The organism is Marisediminicola sp. UYEF4, assembly GCF_040546025.1.
Taxonomy (GTDB): Bacteria; Actinomycetota; Actinomycetes; order Actinomycetales; family Microbacteriaceae; genus Marisediminicola.
Window position 1 is genome coordinate 20,934 of record NZ_JBEPNA010000002.1, and the last position, 16,603, is coordinate 37,536.

At 67.4% G+C, this 16,603-nt stretch carries 19 protein-coding genes and 1 tRNA gene; 5 read left to right on the top strand and 15 right to left on the bottom strand.

Annotated features, from left to right (window positions below):
* Position 1 precedes the first annotated feature (1 nt).
* Positions 2-1,042 carry a tRNA (adenine-N1)-methyltransferase gene (locus tag ABIB15_RS03030; RefSeq protein WP_354475185.1) on the bottom strand — a complete coding sequence of 347 codons (1,041 nt, stop codon included), beginning with the start codon at positions 1,040-1,042 and terminating at the stop codon, positions 2-4.
* Complete coding sequence (locus ABIB15_RS03035) at positions 1,039-1,680, bottom strand: HAD family hydrolase (RefSeq protein WP_502908908.1); 642 nt, start codon at positions 1,678-1,680, stop codon at positions 1,039-1,041. The genes ABIB15_RS03030 and ABIB15_RS03035 overlap by 4 nt, the downstream gene beginning before the upstream one ends.
* A gap of 157 nt (positions 1,681-1,837) precedes the next feature.
* Between ABIB15_RS03035 and ABIB15_RS03040 the strand changes: the two genes are divergently transcribed.
* On the top strand, positions 1,838-2,794 hold the full coding sequence (locus ABIB15_RS03040; RefSeq protein WP_502908902.1) for a proteasome assembly chaperone family protein: 957 nt from the start codon (positions 1,838-1,840) through the stop codon (positions 2,792-2,794).
* Between the two features lie 312 nt (positions 2,795-3,106).
* Here ABIB15_RS03040 and mshC read toward each other — a convergent pair whose 3' ends face one another.
* The 6 genes from mshC to ABIB15_RS03070 all read right to left on the bottom strand — a co-directional run bounded on the left by mshC (position 3,107) and on the right by ABIB15_RS03070 (position 8,535).
* Entirely contained in the window at positions 3,107-4,360 is a 1,254-nt protein-coding gene (gene mshC, locus ABIB15_RS03045) for a cysteine--1-D-myo-inosityl 2-amino-2-deoxy-alpha-D-glucopyranoside ligase (protein ID WP_354475190.1), read from the bottom strand.
* Positions 4,361-4,415: 55 nt separating this feature from the next.
* Positions 4,416-4,595 (bottom strand): hypothetical protein, encoded by a 180-nt coding sequence (locus ABIB15_RS03050; RefSeq protein WP_354475192.1) that lies wholly within the window; start codon positions 4,593-4,595, stop codon positions 4,416-4,418.
* An 84-nt stretch (positions 4,596-4,679) separates the two neighbouring features.
* Entirely contained in the window at positions 4,680-5,393 is a 714-nt protein-coding gene (locus tag ABIB15_RS03055) for a GAF and ANTAR domain-containing protein (protein ID WP_354475194.1), read from the bottom strand.
* A gap of 33 nt (positions 5,394-5,426) precedes the next feature.
* A complete protein-coding gene (locus tag ABIB15_RS03060; protein ID WP_354475195.1) occupies positions 5,427-6,143 on the bottom strand; it encodes a GAF and ANTAR domain-containing protein in 717 nt (238 codons plus the stop codon).
* 157 nt (positions 6,144-6,300) lie between these two features.
* Positions 6,301-7,164: an undecaprenyl-diphosphate phosphatase gene (locus ABIB15_RS03065; RefSeq protein WP_354475196.1), complete on the bottom strand. Its 864-nt coding sequence runs from the start codon at positions 7,162-7,164 to the stop codon at positions 6,301-6,303.
* Positions 7,165-7,179: 15 nt separating this feature from the next.
* On the bottom strand, positions 7,180-8,535 hold the full coding sequence (locus tag ABIB15_RS03070; protein ID WP_354475197.1) for a M20/M25/M40 family metallo-hydrolase: 1,356 nt from the start codon (positions 8,533-8,535) through the stop codon (positions 7,180-7,182).
* 140 nt (positions 8,536-8,675) lie between these two features.
* On the opposite strand from ABIB15_RS03070, the gene ABIB15_RS03075 reads away from it, so the two are divergent.
* Positions 8,676-8,759 (top strand) — tRNA-Leu (locus tag ABIB15_RS03075).
* 97 nt (positions 8,760-8,856) lie between these two features.
* Here ABIB15_RS03075 and ABIB15_RS03080 read toward each other — a convergent pair.
* The 6 genes from ABIB15_RS03080 to ABIB15_RS03105 form a co-directional block, all read right to left on the bottom strand.
* Positions 8,857-9,150 (bottom strand): hypothetical protein, encoded by a 294-nt coding sequence (locus tag ABIB15_RS03080; protein ID WP_354475199.1) that lies wholly within the window; start codon positions 9,148-9,150, stop codon positions 8,857-8,859.
* A gap of 289 nt (positions 9,151-9,439) precedes the next feature.
* On the bottom strand, positions 9,440-9,760 hold the full coding sequence (locus tag ABIB15_RS03085; RefSeq protein ID WP_354475201.1) for a DUF6907 domain-containing protein: 321 nt from the start codon (positions 9,758-9,760) through the stop codon (positions 9,440-9,442).
* A 187-nt stretch (positions 9,761-9,947) separates the two neighbouring features.
* Entirely contained in the window at positions 9,948-11,951 is a 2,004-nt protein-coding gene (locus ABIB15_RS03090) for a vWA domain-containing protein (RefSeq protein WP_354475203.1), read from the bottom strand.
* Positions 11,944-13,329, bottom strand: a complete 1,386-nt coding sequence (locus ABIB15_RS03095; protein ID WP_354475204.1) for a MoxR family ATPase — start codon at positions 13,327-13,329, stop codon at positions 11,944-11,946. Before ABIB15_RS03095 ends, ABIB15_RS03090 begins: the two co-directional genes overlap by 8 nt.
* Positions 13,330-13,598: 269 nt before the next feature.
* Positions 13,599-13,970, bottom strand: coding sequence for a rhodanese-like domain-containing protein (locus ABIB15_RS03100; RefSeq protein WP_354475205.1), 372 nt, complete (start codon positions 13,968-13,970; stop codon positions 13,599-13,601).
* A 49-nt stretch (positions 13,971-14,019) separates the two neighbouring features.
* Positions 14,020-14,388: a thioredoxin family protein gene (locus tag ABIB15_RS03105; protein WP_354475207.1), complete on the bottom strand. Its 369-nt coding sequence runs from the start codon at positions 14,386-14,388 to the stop codon at positions 14,020-14,022.
* Positions 14,389-14,503: 115 nt separating this feature from the next.
* Between ABIB15_RS03105 and ABIB15_RS15285 the strand changes: the two genes are divergently transcribed.
* The 3 genes from ABIB15_RS15285 (at position 14,504) to ABIB15_RS03115 (ending at position 15,644) form a co-directional block, all read left to right on the top strand.
* A complete protein-coding gene (locus ABIB15_RS15285; protein ID WP_502908903.1) occupies positions 14,504-14,662 on the top strand; it encodes a DUF8730 family Cys-rich protein in 159 nt (52 codons plus the stop codon).
* A 50-nt stretch (positions 14,663-14,712) separates the two neighbouring features.
* Complete coding sequence (locus ABIB15_RS03110) at positions 14,713-15,033, top strand: hypothetical protein (RefSeq protein WP_354475208.1); 321 nt, start codon at positions 14,713-14,715, stop codon at positions 15,031-15,033.
* Positions 15,034-15,110: 77 nt separating this feature from the next.
* A complete protein-coding gene (locus ABIB15_RS03115) occupies positions 15,111-15,644 on the top strand; it encodes a DUF4395 domain-containing protein (RefSeq protein ID WP_354475536.1) in 534 nt (177 codons plus the stop codon).
* 13 nt (positions 15,645-15,657) lie between these two features.
* Here the strand turns inward: ABIB15_RS03115 and ABIB15_RS03120 are convergent, their stop codons facing one another.
* Positions 15,658-16,491: a nitrilase-related carbon-nitrogen hydrolase gene (locus tag ABIB15_RS03120; protein ID WP_354475210.1), complete on the bottom strand. Its 834-nt coding sequence runs from the start codon at positions 16,489-16,491 to the stop codon at positions 15,658-15,660.
* Positions 16,492-16,603: the final 112 nt, after the last annotated feature.

The following is a 16,603-nucleotide window of genomic DNA, read 5'->3' on the forward strand; positions in this document are numbered from 1 at the left end:
TCTAGGTGGCGGATGCGGCGGCGTCCGGCTGATCGCTGCTCGGCGCCGCGCCATCCGCCTCGGCGGCGACGGCGAATTCCGCGCCAGCCTGCGCCGCCCGCGCGGTCTTGCGCAGCCGCTTGTCGGTTGCGGTGCGCTCGCCGAGAGATCCGGGGGTCCAGGCCTCGACATCCTCGTCCGCGAAGTCGGTCTTCGAGGCGCGGCGCTTGAGCTGGGGCAGGATGGCGCCGGGCGCGAGGCGCCTGGCGGTCATAAGGAATCCGGTGTGGGCGACCATCCGGTGGTCGGGGCGCACGGCGAGGCCCTCGACGTGCCAGCCGCGCACCATCGTCTCCGACGAATCGGGGTCGGTGAACAGGCCGGTGCGGCGGATCGCCTCTGCGACACGGGAGAGCTGCGTGACGGTGGCGATGTAGCAGACGAGCACACCACCGGGGGTGAGCGCCTCGGCGACCTCGTCGATGCACTCCCACGGGGCGAGCATGTCGAGGATCACCCGGTCGACCTCGCCCGGGGTGACGACGCCGGGGAGCTCCTCGACCAGGTCGCCGACGGTGACGGTCCAGTTGTCGGGTTCCCCGCCGAGGAAGCTCGTGACGTTGCCCCTGGCGACCTGGGCGAACTCGTCTCGGCGCTCGAAGGAGTGCAGGCGGCCGGCCGGCCCGATCGCGCGCAGCAGCCACAGGCTCAGCGCACCGGAGCCGACTCCGGCCTCGACGACCGTTGCGCCGGGGAAGATGTCGCCGAACGCGACAATCTGGGCGGCGTCCTTGGGGTAGATGATCGCAGCCCCCCGCGGCATCGACATCACGAAGTCGTTCAGCAGCGGGCGCAGAGCGAGGTACTCCTCCCCCGTCGTGCCCAGCACGACCGACCCGTCGGGTTGGCCGATGACGACGTCGTGCTCGACGCCGCCCCGGTGGGTGTGGAAGATCTTGCCCGGCTCGAGCGCGATCGTATTGAGGCGGCCCTTCGGCCCGGTCAGCTGCACCTTGTCGCCGGCGCGGAATGGGCCGCTCTGGCGGCGCACGGCGCCGCTCACAGCGATGCCCCCGTTCGGATCTGCGCGAAGTGGGAGGCGACGTGGGCGTGGGTGACGCCGGCGAGGCTCTCCCAGAGTGTGTGGTTCGGCCCCGGGTCGAGAGGGCTGTGCAGGGGAATACCGATCGTGACGGCGCCGGATGCGATCGCCGAGGTGAGCCCGGGAACGGAATCCTCGATCGCGAGGCAGTCGAGAATGTCGACGCCGAGCAGCCCGGCGGCGTGCAGGTAGGGAGCCGGATGCGGCTTGGCGAGCTCGACATCGTCGCCGCCGACGATCACGTCGAACGCGTGGAATCCGATCGCGTCGACGATTCTCGCCGCCATCCGATGCACGGACATCGTCACGAGGGCGGTGGGAACCTCGGCGCGCTTGAGGTCGGCGAGAAGCTCGCGGGCACCCGGCCGCCAGGGCACCGCAACCTTCACCTGCTCGAGCACGCGGTCGGTCATCCACTCGATGATGGCGTCCGCGGTCATGTCGACGCCGCGTGCCTGGAAGATGACTGCGGCATCCCACAGGCCCATGCCGACGACCTCGAGGCCGTCCTCGTGGGTCCAGGTGCCGCCGAAGGAGGCGATCAGCTCGGTCTCGGCGACCATCCAATACGGCTCGGTGTCGACGAGGGTGCCATCCATGTCCCAGAGAACGGCGGCGGGAAGATGTGCGGGCTGGCTCGGTTCGGTCACGATGCCCAATAGTACCGGCGGCGGTTCAGTCGACCACGCCTCGGGTTCTATCCTTGTCAGAGACGATCGGTCACGGCGCCCGTGGCCGACCAATGGAGGAGACTTGTTGACTGACGGCTCGGGACTATTGAGCGGACGCCTTCTTGTCGTCGCGTTCGAGGGCTGGAATGACGCCGGCGAGGCAGCGAGCGGCGCGGTGCGCACGCTCAAGGGCCTCCTTGACCTCTACCCGATCGCCGAGTTCGAGTCGGAGGACTACTTCGACTACCAGTTCAACCGGCCGCTCGCCGCGAACGACGAGGATGGTAACCGCACCCTCGTCTGGCCGAATGTGACGATCTACGGTCCGACGTCGGTGAAGGCGCCCGACACGAAGTCGGAGGGTCTCGCGAACGACGCCGAGCTCGCGGTCGGTGTCGCCGAGAACACCAACATCTACCTCCTTCTGGGCACAGAACCCTCCCGCGGCTGGAAGAGCTTCTCGGCCGAGATTCTCGAGACGGTGCGCGGGACCGGGATCACCGGCATCGTGATGCTCGGTGCGATGCTCGCCGACGTGCCGCACACCCGGCCGATCTCGGTGTTCGCCAGCTCGGAGAACGCGACCGTGCGCGCAGAGCTCGGCCTCGAGCGCAGCTCGTACGAGGGGCCGGTCGGCATTCTCGCGGTGCTCGGCCACGCGGCAGAGGTGGCGGGGATCCCCACCATGTCGATCTGGGCATCCGTTCCCCACTACGTGCACAACGCCCCCTCTCCCAAGGCGACGCTGGCGCTCATCGACAAGCTCGAGGAGATCATCGACGTCGTCATCCCCCGCGGGGACCTGGTCGGCGACGCCGCGACCTGGGAGAGCGGGATCGATGCCCTCGCGAGCGAAGACGAGGACATGTCGAACTACATCGAGCAGCTCGAGCAGGCGCGCGACACAGTGGACTCCCCCGAGGCGAGCGGCGAGGCGATCGCCCAGGAGTTCGAGAGATACCTGCGGCGCAGCGGCGACGACAAGCCCGACGGCAGCGGCGGCGGGTCAGCGGGCGACGAGCCCTGGCGGCCGAAGGACTGAGCCGGGCGACGTCTCGCTCGCCATCGCTCGCGCTGCGAGTGCCTCGAGTGCGCGGTCGTTCTTGCGGCCGTTCATGCGATCGGGCGGCTGCTCGCGGGCCAGGTGCTCGTGGGCGTGACTCCGTTCGGCCGGACGCTCTGTCGCGCGGGTGTTGTTCACTCGCGCGGTAGCTATTCGCGCGGCGCCCCTGCCGCGCGGGTGTTGTTCACTCGCGCGGTCGTAATCGCACCCGCGTGACTGAATAACACCCGCGCGAGCTGAACCTGCGCGCGCGTGCCGGGGCGCGCGTGCCTCGCCGCAGCGCGGCAGGGTTCAGCTGCGGAGGTCGATGCCCAGCAGCGCGTTCACGGCGTCGAGCGCTCCCGAGTCGGGCGCGTGTCCGGACGAGACCGCCCTGTCGACGGCATCCAGCGCCGCGACGGTGTCAAGGTCGTCGCTCACGGCGGCGCGCAGAGCACTGATGAGCGAATCGCTCGTGGGGACGTCGGGCTGTTCGCGCTCCGCCCAGGCGCGCCAGAGCGCGAGACGGTTGCCGGCGCCGACGAGCGCGTCGTCGGTCCACTCCCAGTCGTGCCGGTAGTGGTGCCCGAGCAGGGCGAGCCGGATGGCGCGCGGATCGGCGCCACCCTGGACCAGGCGTGACACGAGGACAAGGTTGCCGAGCGACTTGCTCATCTTCTCGCCCTCGTAGGCGATCATCCCGGCGTGGGAGTAGATGCGGGCGAATGGCTCACCGGTGAGAGCGGTGGCGTGTGCCGCGCTGAATTCGTGGTGGGGGAAGAGGAGGTCGGCCCCGCCGCCCTGCACCGTGATCGACGACCCGAGCCGGTTGACCGCGATCACCGAGCATTCGATGTGCCATCCCGGTCGGCCGAGTCCGAGCACCGTGTCCCACGCCGGCTCCCCCGCTCGCGCGGCGCGCCAGAGCAGGGGGTCGAGGGGATCTCGCTTGCCCGGGCGGTCCGGGTCTCCCCCGCGTTCGCCGAACAGCGCGAGCATCTCCGCGCGGTCGAGGTTGCTTTCGAGGCCGAGATGCCATGAGGTCGTCTCGCCGGCCTCGGCGCTGTCGAAGTAGAGGTCGGGTGCGGAGTCGATGGACTCGTCCGACGCGACCTCGTACGCGAAGCCGCTGACGACGAGGGCGTCCACGGCGGCGGCGACCTCGGGGATCACCGCTGTGACCGGCACGTAGTGGTCGGGCGGGATGATCGACAGAGCCTCCATATCGCCACGGAACAGCTCGGTCTGCGAGGCGGCGAGCTCGCGCCAGTCGATTCCCAGCAGGGCAGCACGCTCCAGCAGTGGGTCGTCGACGTCGGTCGTGTTCTGCACGTAGTCCACGTCGTAGCCGGCATCGAGCCAGCCGCGAACGAGGATGTCGAATGCGAGGTAGGTCGAGGCGTGGCCGAGGTGGGTGGCATCGTACGGGGTGATCCCGCAGACATAGAGTGTTGCCGTTCCCGATGTTTCGGTCGACACGACCGTTTTCGTCGAGGTGTCGAACAGGCGCGGCGGCTGCCCGTTCCCCGAGAGACGGGGAACCCACGGACGGCTCCACGACTTCACCCCTCCAGCCTAGGCGAGCCTCGCTGGGAGTCCGACCATGCAGGTTGAAGGAGGCTCAGAGGTTGTCGTGGTGGGAGTTCATGGCGGCGAGCTCCTGGAGGTCCAGCTCGCTGAACGGCATCCCCTTCTGGGACAACTGCGGGGAATGAGTGAGTGCGTCTACGACGCGGGAATCAGCCAGCCCGACCGAGCCGTCATTCGTATCGAAGACGAGGCGAGCAAAGAATTGAGTCATGATGCAGTCCCTTCGACCATCGGAGTGTGTGAACTGCCGAGGTCTGGGGCAGATAACAAAGCTACCGCATCGGTCTATGAGATGTCATATAAGGAGGGTGCGGTTGACAACTCCCTCGGCAACGTTTCTGAGTAACAATCCGTTGCTGCGGGCGTAGTCCCGCAGAGTTCGGAAGGCGTCGTCCATATCGACATTGCGGGTGTGGGCAAGCACTCCCTTCGCCTGCTCGATCAACACCCTGCTGTCGAGCGCGTGCTGCAACTGCTGTTTGGCTACGTCGCTCTCGTGCAGCGTGCGTTCGTGCAGGATGCCGATGGTCGCGATGTCGGCGAGTGCGCGCGCCGCGAGCGCGTCCTCGTCGGAGATGACACCGGTCTGGTTGCGGAACAGGTTGAGCGCGCCGATCACGGTGCCGCGCAGGCGCAGCGGCACGGCGTGCACCGAGTGCAGGCCCTGCTCGAGTGCGGCTTCGCGGAAGTCGGGCCACTTGTCGCCCACCTTGTCGACATCGGGGACCGTCACGACCCGGCCGGTCCTGTAGCACTCCACGCACGGACCGAGTCCGTACCGGAGCTGCATGATCTCGACGAGTCGGCTTCGCTCGCTCGTGGACGCGATCACTGAGAGCTCGCCGGCCTCGTCGGCCAGAATCAACCCGGCTGCCGCAGCGTCAAGCAGATCCGCACTTGCATTCACGAGCGTGTCGAGCAGGTCGACCACGTCGTAGCCCGCCACGAGCGTGTCTGCGAGCGTCACGAACGTCGCGGCCAGTCGGGCCTCGCGCGTGGTACTCACCATTCCTCCAATTTGCCGCCCACACGGCATCCGTCGTCACGCATGGCCATCCTTCGAGAAGTCGATCCGTCGCTCGACCACGTCGCTCGCAACCTCGCGCACCGACCTGCCCGTCGAGAACGAGTGTGCGCGAAGCAACAGCGCGGCGTCTGTGGCGCTGATGCCCATTTGAGCGAGCACCATCCCGGTCGCCTGATGCACTTCGCGCCGGGAGCGAGCCTCGGTGGCGTCTTCGCTCTCCGTCGCGGCCGTTCCGTCGGCGAGTATGCGGCGCAGGACCTGCCATGCGGTGAGTCCGGCGAGCTCCAGCACGTTGGTGACCTGGGAACTGGTCAGGTCCCCCTTCTTGGTCGAGTAGAGGTCGACGGCGCCGATGTCGAGGGATCCGACAATGAGCGGGAAAGCGTAGATGGCCTGCACGTCGCTGTTTCTTGGATCGTCTCGCAGAGTTTGGGCAAAGATCGGCCAGACCGTGTTCTTCTCGACGCGAACCCGGGGAGCCAGAACGGGGAGTCGAGTCGAGAGCGCCTGCCAGCACGGACCCTCACCCAGATCGAACTGCATCTCATCGAGAAGTGCCGACGTGGCGTCGCTCGAACACATCGTCGACTGCCCGTTCGATCCGGCGAGCACCGAGACCGAGGCCCCGGTGACGGGAGCGACAGCGAGGAACGGGCGACACAGGTTGCTGCGCGTCTCGTGGGCGGTGCTGATGGCGACCTTTGCCGCTTCGAACTGCTCGCTCTCATCCATGAGGGCGTACCGTCCAATCCTGCCGACCAGACCCGCTCATCGTATTCACGCTCAACCTTTTTGATCGATGGTGTGTCGTACGGAGGGGTATACGGCAATTGATCGTCGTTCGCAATCGCTTAACGCTACACCGGTGCGCGGTCGACGTCGCGTCAGATCAGGTGGGTTGCAGTAGACCGAGCGACAGGAGGATAAGCAGCGTGCTTCCGAGAGCGAGACGGTAGATCACGAACGGCAGGAATGACCGCGTCTTGATGTAGTTCATGAGGAATGCGATGACACCGTAGCCGACCCCGAACGCGACGATCGTCGCGATCGCGGTCTCGAGCGGCCCGAACGGCCCGTTGATCTCGGGGTCGGTGATGCTGTTGACGAGCTCGAACAGACCGCTCCCAAAGACTGCGGGCACGGCGAGCAGGAACGCGTACTGGGCGGCCGCCGGTCGCGAGTAGCCCAATGCCCGGCCCATCGTCGTGGTCGCGCCGGAGCGGGAGACCCCGGGAATGAGCGCGAGGGTCTGCGCAAGCCCGTAGAGGATGCCGTCGCGATAGCCGATGTCGTTCAGCTGCTTCGTGCGTCGACCGAGCAGGTCGGCGACCCCGAGGAAGATACCGAAGACGATAAGCACGATCGCCACGAGCCAGAGCGAACGGAATGCCCCGCGAATCGTGTCTTGCAGGAAGTAGCCCACGAGCACGATCGGAATGGTGCCGATGATGATGAGCCACCCCAGGCGCACGTCGGGGTCGTTCTTCTCGATGGTCACGCCGCGGCCCCCGCGGCTCGCGCCGGACCCGAAGTGGCGGAACCATTTGCCGATGATGCGGCTGATATCGCCCCAGAAGTAGAGCAGCACCGCGGCCTCGGTGCCGAGCTGGGTGATGGCGGTGAACGTCGCGCCCGGATCGGTCGCCGAGGGCAGGAACTCCCCCGCGATTCGCAGGTGCGCGCTCGAGGAGATCGGGAGGAATTCGGTGAGCCCCTGGAGCAGTCCGAGAATGATCGCTTCGATGAAACTCACGCGGTTGGAGCCGTTCTAGTAGTCGAGGAGCAGGTCCGTCAGGACGTGCCTGCCAAACACTAGTGCGTCGAGGGGTACTCTTTCGTCCACCCCGTGGAACATGCCAGGGAAGTCGAGCTCGGCCGGCAGCTTGAGCGGCGCGAAGCCGTAGCCCTTGATGCCCAGCAGCGACAGCGCCTTGTTGTCGGTTCCGCCGCTCAGCAGGTAGGGCAGCACGGCCGCACCCGGGTCATGGGTGCCGAGTGCGTTCGTCATCGCGTCCACGAGAGGCCCCGAGAATGCTGTCTCGAGCCCGATGTCCTGGTGCATGATCTGGATCTCGATGTCGGGGCCGACCAGCTCTCGCACCCGGGCCAGCACGGCATCCTCCTCCCCCGGCAGCGCACGGATGTCGATGAGCGCCTCGGCGGTGTCGGGGATCACGTTGTGCTTGTACCCGGCGGTCAGCATCGTCGGGTTCGTGGTGGTGCGCAGGGAGCCCTGGATGAACCCGGCCGCCGTGCCGGTCGCGATGACGAGCTCGTCCGGGCCGACCTTCTGCGGGTCCTGGTCGAGGATGCGGGCGAGCTCGCCGATGAGCTCGGTCGTCGTGTCGGTCAGGCGCAGTGGCCACTGTTCGCGGCCAAGAGTGGCGACGGCCTCGGCGAGCTTGGTGATCGCATTGTCATGCATCACGCGGGATCCGTGCGAGGCGGTGCCGCGGGAGATGAGCTTGACCCAGATGAGGGCCTTCTCGCCGGTCTGCAGCAGGTAGGCGCGGGTTCCGTTGAGGGTGATCGAGTAGCCGCCGACCTCGCTGATCGCCTCGGTCGCGCCGGCGAAGAGTTCCGGATGCTCCCGCACCAGGTAGTGCGAGCCGAGCCGGCCGCCGTCCTCCTCGTCGGCGAAGAAGCCGACGATGATGTCGCGGGCCGGCTGGCGGCCGCTGCCGAGGATGTCGCCGAGCGCGGTGACCATCATCGCGTCCATGTCCTTCATGTCGACCGCGCCCCGACCCCAGAGCAGGCCGTCCCTGATCTCGCCGCCGAACGGGTCGACGCTCCAGTTCGCCGGGTCGGCCGGCACGACGTCGGTGTGCCCGTGCAGAACCAGGGCATCGGCATCCGGATTCGCGCCCTCCACGCGGGCGACGACCGACACCCGCCCGGGGGCCGACTCGAACAGCTGCGGGGTGAGCCCGAGGGCCACGAGTTTGGCCTCGAGGTACTCGGCGGCATCCGCCTCGCCGTTGGATCTGCCCTCGCCGTAATTGGTGGTGTCGAACCGGATGAGGTCGCGCGCGACGATCGCCGTCTCGTCGAGTGCGACGCCGTTTTCATCGGTGTCGGCCGACAGCGCGGCGGCGGAGGAGGTGGATTTGGGGGTGACCATGCCTCCCACGATACCGATGACGCCCTGTGCGGGGGCGGTTGCGCGCGGATCCTCGCCCGGGCGGGCCATGGCGTTCAAACCGCCGTCCCCGCGCGTGCTATTGTCGTACCTCGGTAGTCCTGCAAGGGATTGCCGGAAGCGCGCGGATGGCGGAATTGGTAGACGCGCTAGCTTGAGGTGCTAGTGCCCGAAAGGGCGTGGGGGTTCAAGTCCCCCTTCGCGCACACTGAGAGATTCGGCTTATTCAGCTGAGTTGTTCGGGAAATTGGTCGGGAGTACCGCTTAGCGGTCTCCCGGCCTTTTTTGTGCCCGGATTCGCTCTTAGGGCCCCGTCGGCGGATGGCCGATGCCGGCGTTAAACGCAAAATCGGCGTGCCTGAGGATTTTCAGGCACGCCGATTCGTATTGGTGTTGCGGGTAAGCGGGGGTTATCGCGGAGTGGGTCCGGCTACTACCAGGGTGGCCGGTCAGCGTCAGCACCGTGCCGGACTTGGCGTAGACCGTGCCGGTGACCGTGACCGTCCCGGTACCGCTGAAGACCGCGCTCGAGACGCTCGACGCGAACGCGGCGGGTCCCGCAAGAGTGGCCGCAAGTACCGCAACAATCGTGCTCACACTCATCCACAACCGGCGTCGCCGGCCCTGTGTCACTGAAGCGCGGCGAGGCGCTCCGACAGAGCGGGCCAGAGGGGTGCGGAAGACCGTCATGAGGTGTCCTTACTGCGGTGGGGACGACGAACGGGGGCAGGTCGTGTGACTGACGTTAGGTGCGTGCCCGGCAGCGCAGAAGGGGTCGAGTGTTCAAAGACCTAAACGATGTCGGCGCGCGCCGTTCATTTGCCCAAACGCACGCAACGCGGCGAGATTTAGGCATGAGGTAGCGACCAGGACCGGGAGGGCGCCTTCACCCTGCGGAAGGATGGATTGACGCCGCCCCAACCCGGGCAATAGCAACCAGGGACATTCCCAGTTCTTCGGCCTCATCCAGGGTGTACTCGCTCGACCCGATGGTGACGTACGGGCGGTCCTCGGCGCCCGTGTCCGGATCGACCGACATGCACAGCCGCGCGGGGACTCCGTCGGCAACTTCCAGCGCCTCACTCATGTGCACCCAGTCCTCTTCGCCGTGGTTCGCGCCGTGTTGGATGGCGCACCACAGTGGACAATTGATGCGCGACGCGACCGTGCGATTGTGCGACCGCGCCGAGAATTCTGAGTCAGACACACCGGTCTCAATTCGCTCGGCGGTGGGATTGTTGTGAACGATTCCGGCGGGTCGTTCGTGGGTTGTTGCGTGCGGGTTCGTGATGTTGCGATTTCCTACGCTAGAGCGGCGCACGGGCCCAGCTCTACCTCTTTAGCGTTCAAACTTCTGAACGAGCTGCGTTGGATCGCTCGCTCGTCGGCTGGGGCTAGCCGGTGCCATCGCCGCGGCGCGAACCCAGGTAGGAGCCGACCACCGCGGCGCCGAGGTCGTCGAGCTCGGGTGCCACGACGGTGCCGCCGACTCGCGCCGCCAGCGAGTCGGCGAACCGTGCGAGCCCCGGATCCTCGCCGAGGCGGAAGAAGGTCGTGTGTGCGCCCAGGCGCATCGAGTTGTCGAGCTCGCGCACGGCGAGGGCCACCGTGAGCGGATGCGGTGGATAGTTGAAGAACACGTCGCCGCCGGCCTCGAGGTGAGAGGTCGGCTCGCCGTCGGTGACGATGAGCAGCACCGGCTGGGCCGTCGGATGCCGGCGGAAGTGTCGGTTCGCCAACAGGAGGGCGTGGTGCAGGTTGGTGCCCTTCTCGTATTCCGCGTCGAGCGCGGTGAGCTGCTCGATCTCCATCGCCTCGGCCACGCGGCCGAAACCGATGAGCTGCAGGTCATCGCCGCGAAAGCGGCTCGTGATCAGCGTGTGGAGCGCGAGCGCGGTGCGTTTCATCGGAACCCACCGCCCGTCGATGGCCATCGAGAACGACGTATCTACCAGCAACGCCACGCACGCCCGCGTGCGGGCCTCGGTCTCCTGAACCTCGACGTCGCCGATCTCGAGCCGGATGCCCGCGTCGGTCCCGCCGCGCTCCCCCACCGTGCGGGTGATGGCGTTGGTGATCGTGCGGGTCACGTCCCACGGCTCAGTGTCGCCGAAGGCCCATTCCCGGGTGGCCCCCGAGAACTCCCCCGCGGTGCCGGCGGTCGCCACATCACGGTTGCCCTGCCGCCCGGACATCCGGGCGGCGACATCGCGCAACAACGCCTTGCCGAGCTGACGCATCGCCTTCGGCGTCAGCCTGAGCATGCCGTCGGAACCGCGCTTCATGGTGCCCGGATCGCGGAGCGCCGAGTCGAGCTGCTGGAGGGTGCGGGCGTCGGCCGCCGCCGCGTCGCCCAGCTGCCGGGTCAGCTTGTCGAGGTCGAGGTCGAGGTCGTCCTTGCTCGACCCGCTGTACGACTGCGCCAGCTGCTCGGACAACTCGTCGAGGTCGGCGAGATCCTGGAACACGCCCGTGCCGTCGCCCAGGCCGAGCCCCTCCCCGCCCTGCATGCGCTCCGAGCCGCCCCAGTCCTCACCCGGGCGCAACGCCTGGAGGTGACCGTCGAGCTGGGCGAGCGCCTGCGAAAGATCAGGCGAGCCGAAGGCTTGAGCGGCCAGCGTATCGAGCTCGTCGCGTTGCTCCCGGGTCATCGAGTTGCGCATCCGCGCGGCGGCGGCGGCGCGCCGGGCAAGCGCGTCGAGGAGCTCCTCGATGTTCGCGGGCCTCTCCGGGAAGAAGCCGCCGTGCTTCTCCATGAACTCGTCAAACTGCTCTGGGGTGTCATCGCCCCTCTCGTGCGCGGCGAGCAGCTTGTTGAGGTCGCCGAGCATCTCATTGATCGCGGCCCGGTCGGCGTCGGTGGCGTTCTCGAGTGCATTCTTCATGCCGGCGAAACGCTGGTCGAGCATCTCGCGGCCCAGCAGGTCCTTGATTTTCTCGAAGTCGGCGCGGGCCTCGCTGCTGCGCCAGTTGTAGTCGCCGAGCTCGCTGACGGCAGCGGGAGTGGATGCCGGCAGGTTCTCGAGCTGCATCTCGGCCAGCATCCGGTCGCCGTCGTCGAGGTCGACGTCACGCGCCAGTTGTGCGCGTTCGGTGCTGACTGCCTTCTCGAGCAGTTGTCGGACCTCCTCGAGGGTGCCGTCGAGGTTGTGCCGGCGTGTCAGCTCCCGCCGCCTCTCGGCCACCCGGCGGGCCAGCTCGTCGAGGCCGGCCCGGTCCGTGCCGCCGCGCCGCAGGAACTCCCGCATCGCGCGCTCGGGCGAGTAGCCCGCCATGACGTCCTCGCCGATGGCGTCGAGCGCCTCGGCCAGGTCGACGGGCGGGGCGAGCGGATCGGGCCCGCCGGCGTACCTGCCGTAGCGGGCGGCGTGGGTGAGTCGGCGGTTGGCCCTAGCCATAGATCGTCTCGCCCCCTCCGCTCTCCTTGCTGATCCGGCGCTGCAGGTAGAGGCCCTCGAGGGCCAGCTCGATGGCGCCAGCGCGCTGTCCGTCGCCGTGCGCGCCGACCCGGTCGCAGACCTCGTCATACAGTTCGGACTCCCCGAGCACCGGCAGCCCGGAGAGGAACGCGCGAGCGGTGACCTGCTCGCCGGTCGTAACGAGGGCGCCCGCCTCGATCGCCTCCACCAGCAACGCGAAGTCGACCCCGCGAAAGTGCGCCCTGACCGTCTCGGCCGTGGCGGTGCGAAGCAGGTGGTCGAGGATCTCGTCCTCACGCCCCTCCTCGGCCGATTCGAACTCGATCTTGCCGCCGAGCACGTCGACGGCGGTCTCCAGGTCGACCGGGCGAGCCACGGCATCCGCCTCACCCTGACGGGCCTGGCGGTGGATCGCGGCCGCCGCGATGGTCTCCGCGCCGGCGATCGCAAATCGGGCGCTCACCCCGCTGCGCTGGTCGACCGCGTTCGAGTGGCGCAGCGCCCGGGTGAAGCGCGCGAGGATCTCGACGAGGTAGTCGGGAACGTCGGCGGTCAGGTCGGACTCCTGCCGGATGATGGCAATCTCGTCGGCCAACTCGGTCGGATAATGGGTGCGGATTTCGGCGCCGAAACGGTCCTTCAGCGGGGTGATGATGCGACCCCGGTTCGTGTAGTCCTCCGGATTGGCGGTGGCCAGCACGAGCACGTCGAGAGGGAGCCGGAGCACGTAGCCGCGGATCTGGATGTCGCGCTCCTCCATCACGTTGAGCATTGCGACCTGGATGCGCTCGGCAAGGTCGGGGAGCTCGTTGATGGCCACGATCCCCCGGTGGCTGCGCGGAATGAGGCCAAAGTGGATGGTCTCGGGGTCGCCCAGGCTGCGGCCCTCGGCGACCTTCATCGGGTCCACGTCGCCGATCAGGTCGGCGACGCTCGTGTCGGGGGTGGCGAGCTTCTCGGAGTAGCGCTCGTCGCGCCCGCGCCAGGCGACCGGCAGGTCGTCGCCCAACTCGGCGGCACGGCGCCGGCTCGCCGCCGTAATGGGGTCGAACGGATGCTCGCCGAGCTCGGAGCCCGCGATGACCGGGGACCACTCGTCGAGCAGGCCGACCATCGTGCGCAACAGGCGGGTCTTGCCCTGACCCCGCTCGCCGAGCAGCACGATGTCGTGACCGGCAATGAGTGCCCGCTCGAGCTGCGGGATGACGGTGGACTCGAGCCCGTGCAGGCCGGGCCACGGATCACGGCCGTCGCGGAGAGCGGACAGGAGATTCTCGCGAATCTCGGCGCGGAGGGTCTTCTGCACGTGGCCGGAAGCGCGGAGAGCGCCGACTGTCTCCGCTGTTGGCATCGTCATCTCAGCAAACTACGCCGCACCGCTGCGGTGCAGGCAGTGAATTCGCCTTGTGAAATCACGAGGCAAATAAAGTGGGCTTCGCAGCAGCATCCGTTTCTCCTTTCATTATTCAGGAGTGGCAGGCTGGTCGGCGGGCGGATGCTGGGATATCCAGCATCCAGCCCCTCTTGCTGCACCGATGTTGCGACATACACAACATTGTTGCGCCTGCGTGGGCGTCGGCAACAGACCACTCCTGAATGGTGAAAGGAGACTGCCCGGGGCCCCGGCTACTTCGTGATCGCCAACCCCGTCGATTCCGAGGCGGCCCCGACGGCGCCCGCGTCGGTCAGCGTGGTGAAACCGAGGCCCTCCATGCGGTCGATTGCAGCGGCGGACCGGCTGCCGGAGCGGCAATAGACGACGTACTCTCCGTCCGTCGGCAGCTCCGAGACCGTCTCGTCGAACGATGCCGACTGCACATCGATGTTCACAGCTCCCTCGAGGTGGCCGGAGGCGAACTCCTCGGCTGTGCGCACGTCGATGACGACCGTCTCAGCTGAGATCGAGATGGGTTCGGCGGCGGGAGCGCACGCGGCGACGCCGAAAGCGAGGGTGGCGGCGATCGCCACGGAGGCGAGGAGACGGAAGGTGATCTTCATTGGTGAGGTGTCTTTCGATTGAAGGTGGTGGACAGTTTTCCGAGCTCCATCAGGCATTCGCGGCGGCGCCGGCCATCTTGCTGCGGATCTCGTCCATGTCGAGGCCGTTCACCCCGGAGATGACCTGCTCGAGCTGGGGGCCGCTGAGCGCGCCGGGCTGCGAGAAGACGAGAATCTGGTCGCGGAAGACCATGAGGGTGGGGATCGATGAGATACCGGCGGCGCTGGCGAGCTGCTGCTCCGCCTCGGTGTCGACCTTGCCGAACGTGATGTCGGGGTGGGCCTCGGATGCCGCCTGGAACACGGGAGCGAACGCGCGGCACGGGCCGCACCACGCCGCCCAAAAGTCGACGATGAGGATGCCGTTTTCGTCGACGGCCTGGCTGAATAAGTCGGATGTCAGATCGATGGTTGCCATCGGGGGTCCTTTCGGTCGAAGCGTCGGGCAGCCTATTGGTGGTGGCTGAATGCAGTAAAGCATATACCCCTGGGGGTATGCTACTCTCAATTCAACTTGTCCGAAGGAGACCCCCATGTGCTTCACAATTGCCTGTTCTGCCTGTGGAAAAACGACCTGGGACGGCTGCGGCCAGCACGTCGAGGAAGCGCTACAGGGAATCCCGGATGCGCAGCTCTGCGCCGGCCACGCCGGCGCCACGGCGGCCTTCCCTGCCTTTTTTTCCCGCCGCTAAGCGGCGGCAGCAGCCCCGTGGCCACCGTGAGCCCCGCCCGGACGACTGTGATGGCGTCACGTCTCCTCACCACGGCAGAGTGGTCGCGGCTGCTCGGTGACGTCTCGGCCTGCACGCTTGCGAAAGTCGGGCGTTCGCATCCGGCCGCAAAGTTTTACGAGGGCAAGGTGGCGGCGCTGGGAGAGCTCGCGCGCCTGATCGCCGACGAGACCGAACCCGCGCAAGCCGTCGACGCGGCCGTCATGCTCAGCGCACGATGGGCAGACAAGTGCCTGCCCGGCGGACCCCAGGCGAGGGACTGGGAGGCGTATCGCGCCGGAGGGGTCGAGGCCATGACCGACATCGCGGCCGAGCTCGCTCCCCCGCGGTAGCCCGCCGCCACGTCGCGGACGGCGCCCTGACCGCCGCAGAGGAGCCAATTATCGGCGAACACGTCGATGGCATCAACATTCTCGTTGTCAACGAGCGGGCGGTCCGGGCATCCGCGGGCCTTCTGTTTCTCGGCGGCATCGTCGCGTTCATGGTCGCCGCCCTCACGGACGACTTCCAACCGCTGAGGATGTTCGGGGCGGTCTTCATGATCGACATGGTCCTGCGGCTCCTTGTCGGAACGAAGTACACGCCGAGCCTGATCGTGGGCACGCTGCTCGTGTGGAGGCAACGACCCGAGTGGGTCGGCGGGGCCCAGAAACGGCTTGCGTGGTCGTTCGGCCTCGGCATGGCGTTCGTCTCGTGCGGCGTGATGGGATTCCTGAACATCACCAACGGCTTCATGCTCGCCCTCTGCGGGGTGTGCCTCGGGCTGCTCTTCATCGAGAGCGCATCCGGCATCTGCGTGGGCTGCGAGCTGCAGCGGGTGTTAGCGAAGACGAAGCCCGAGCTGTGCGCGGGCGACACCTGCACCCACGTGCCGCCGAAGCGCGGGCAGCGTCACACTGTGGTGACGGCCACCGCCGGAGACGTCGCGCGCCGCGAGCGATAGTTGCGGGGACGACCTACGGCAATTGTGAGAGCGCCGCGGGCGACCTCTGGGGCGAGTACAGGTCGGTGCGCACGCAGTCGAGGTAGGTGTTGATCTTGCGTGCCCGGCGCACCTCCGCCTCGTCGATCTCAGCGATCAGCAGGTCGTCGCCGCCGCCCGCCGCGTCCAGGAACGTTCCGTAGGGGCTCACGATGCAGCTGAGGCCGGTGAACCCGGGAGCGCTGTGGTTGGCGTAGGCGATGTAGACGCCGTTCTCGAGCGCGCGCACCGGCACCATCATGGTCGAGATGCGCTCGGCGTTGTAGGTGAGCCCGGGGGTGGCGCCGCCGACATCGCCCGTGGTGGGTACGGCGGTGGGGATGCAGAGCACATCGGCTCCGCGCACCGCGGCGCTCCTCGCGTATTCGGGAAACTCGATGTCGTAGCAGAGGCCCAGCGCCAGGGCGAGGCCGCGGTACGGCACCAGTTCCGGCAACGCGTTGCCCGGGGTGAAGGCGGCCTTCTCGTCGGGGCCGAACAGGTGTGCTTTGCGATAGCGCGTGCGCTCGACACCCTGATCGTCGAAGAGCGACGCGCAGATGTAGAGGCCGGAACTTGCCGCCTCCACGCTCGAGCCGACCAGGGCGATGCCCTGCTGTCGGGCGATGCGGCCAAGCTCCGCTCGGATCGCCTCCCCGTCGGAGTGCTTCACAAGCCCGGGCGCATATCCGGTGGTGAAGAGCTCCGGGGTCACGAGCAGGCCGGCTCCCCCACCCGCCGCCCTCTGCGCGAACATCGCGATTCTTTCGAGATTTTCGGTGACGGCGTTGATTCGGGCGGCAGACTGGAGAACAGCCATCGTGAACATTGCCTTCTCCTGTCTCGCCGATCGCTGGCATCGTGCACCGAATACTAATTGACACACCCGTAGCCGAGGGCCACTATTGACCCAAAACCGAATGACATTCGATTGAACAAAG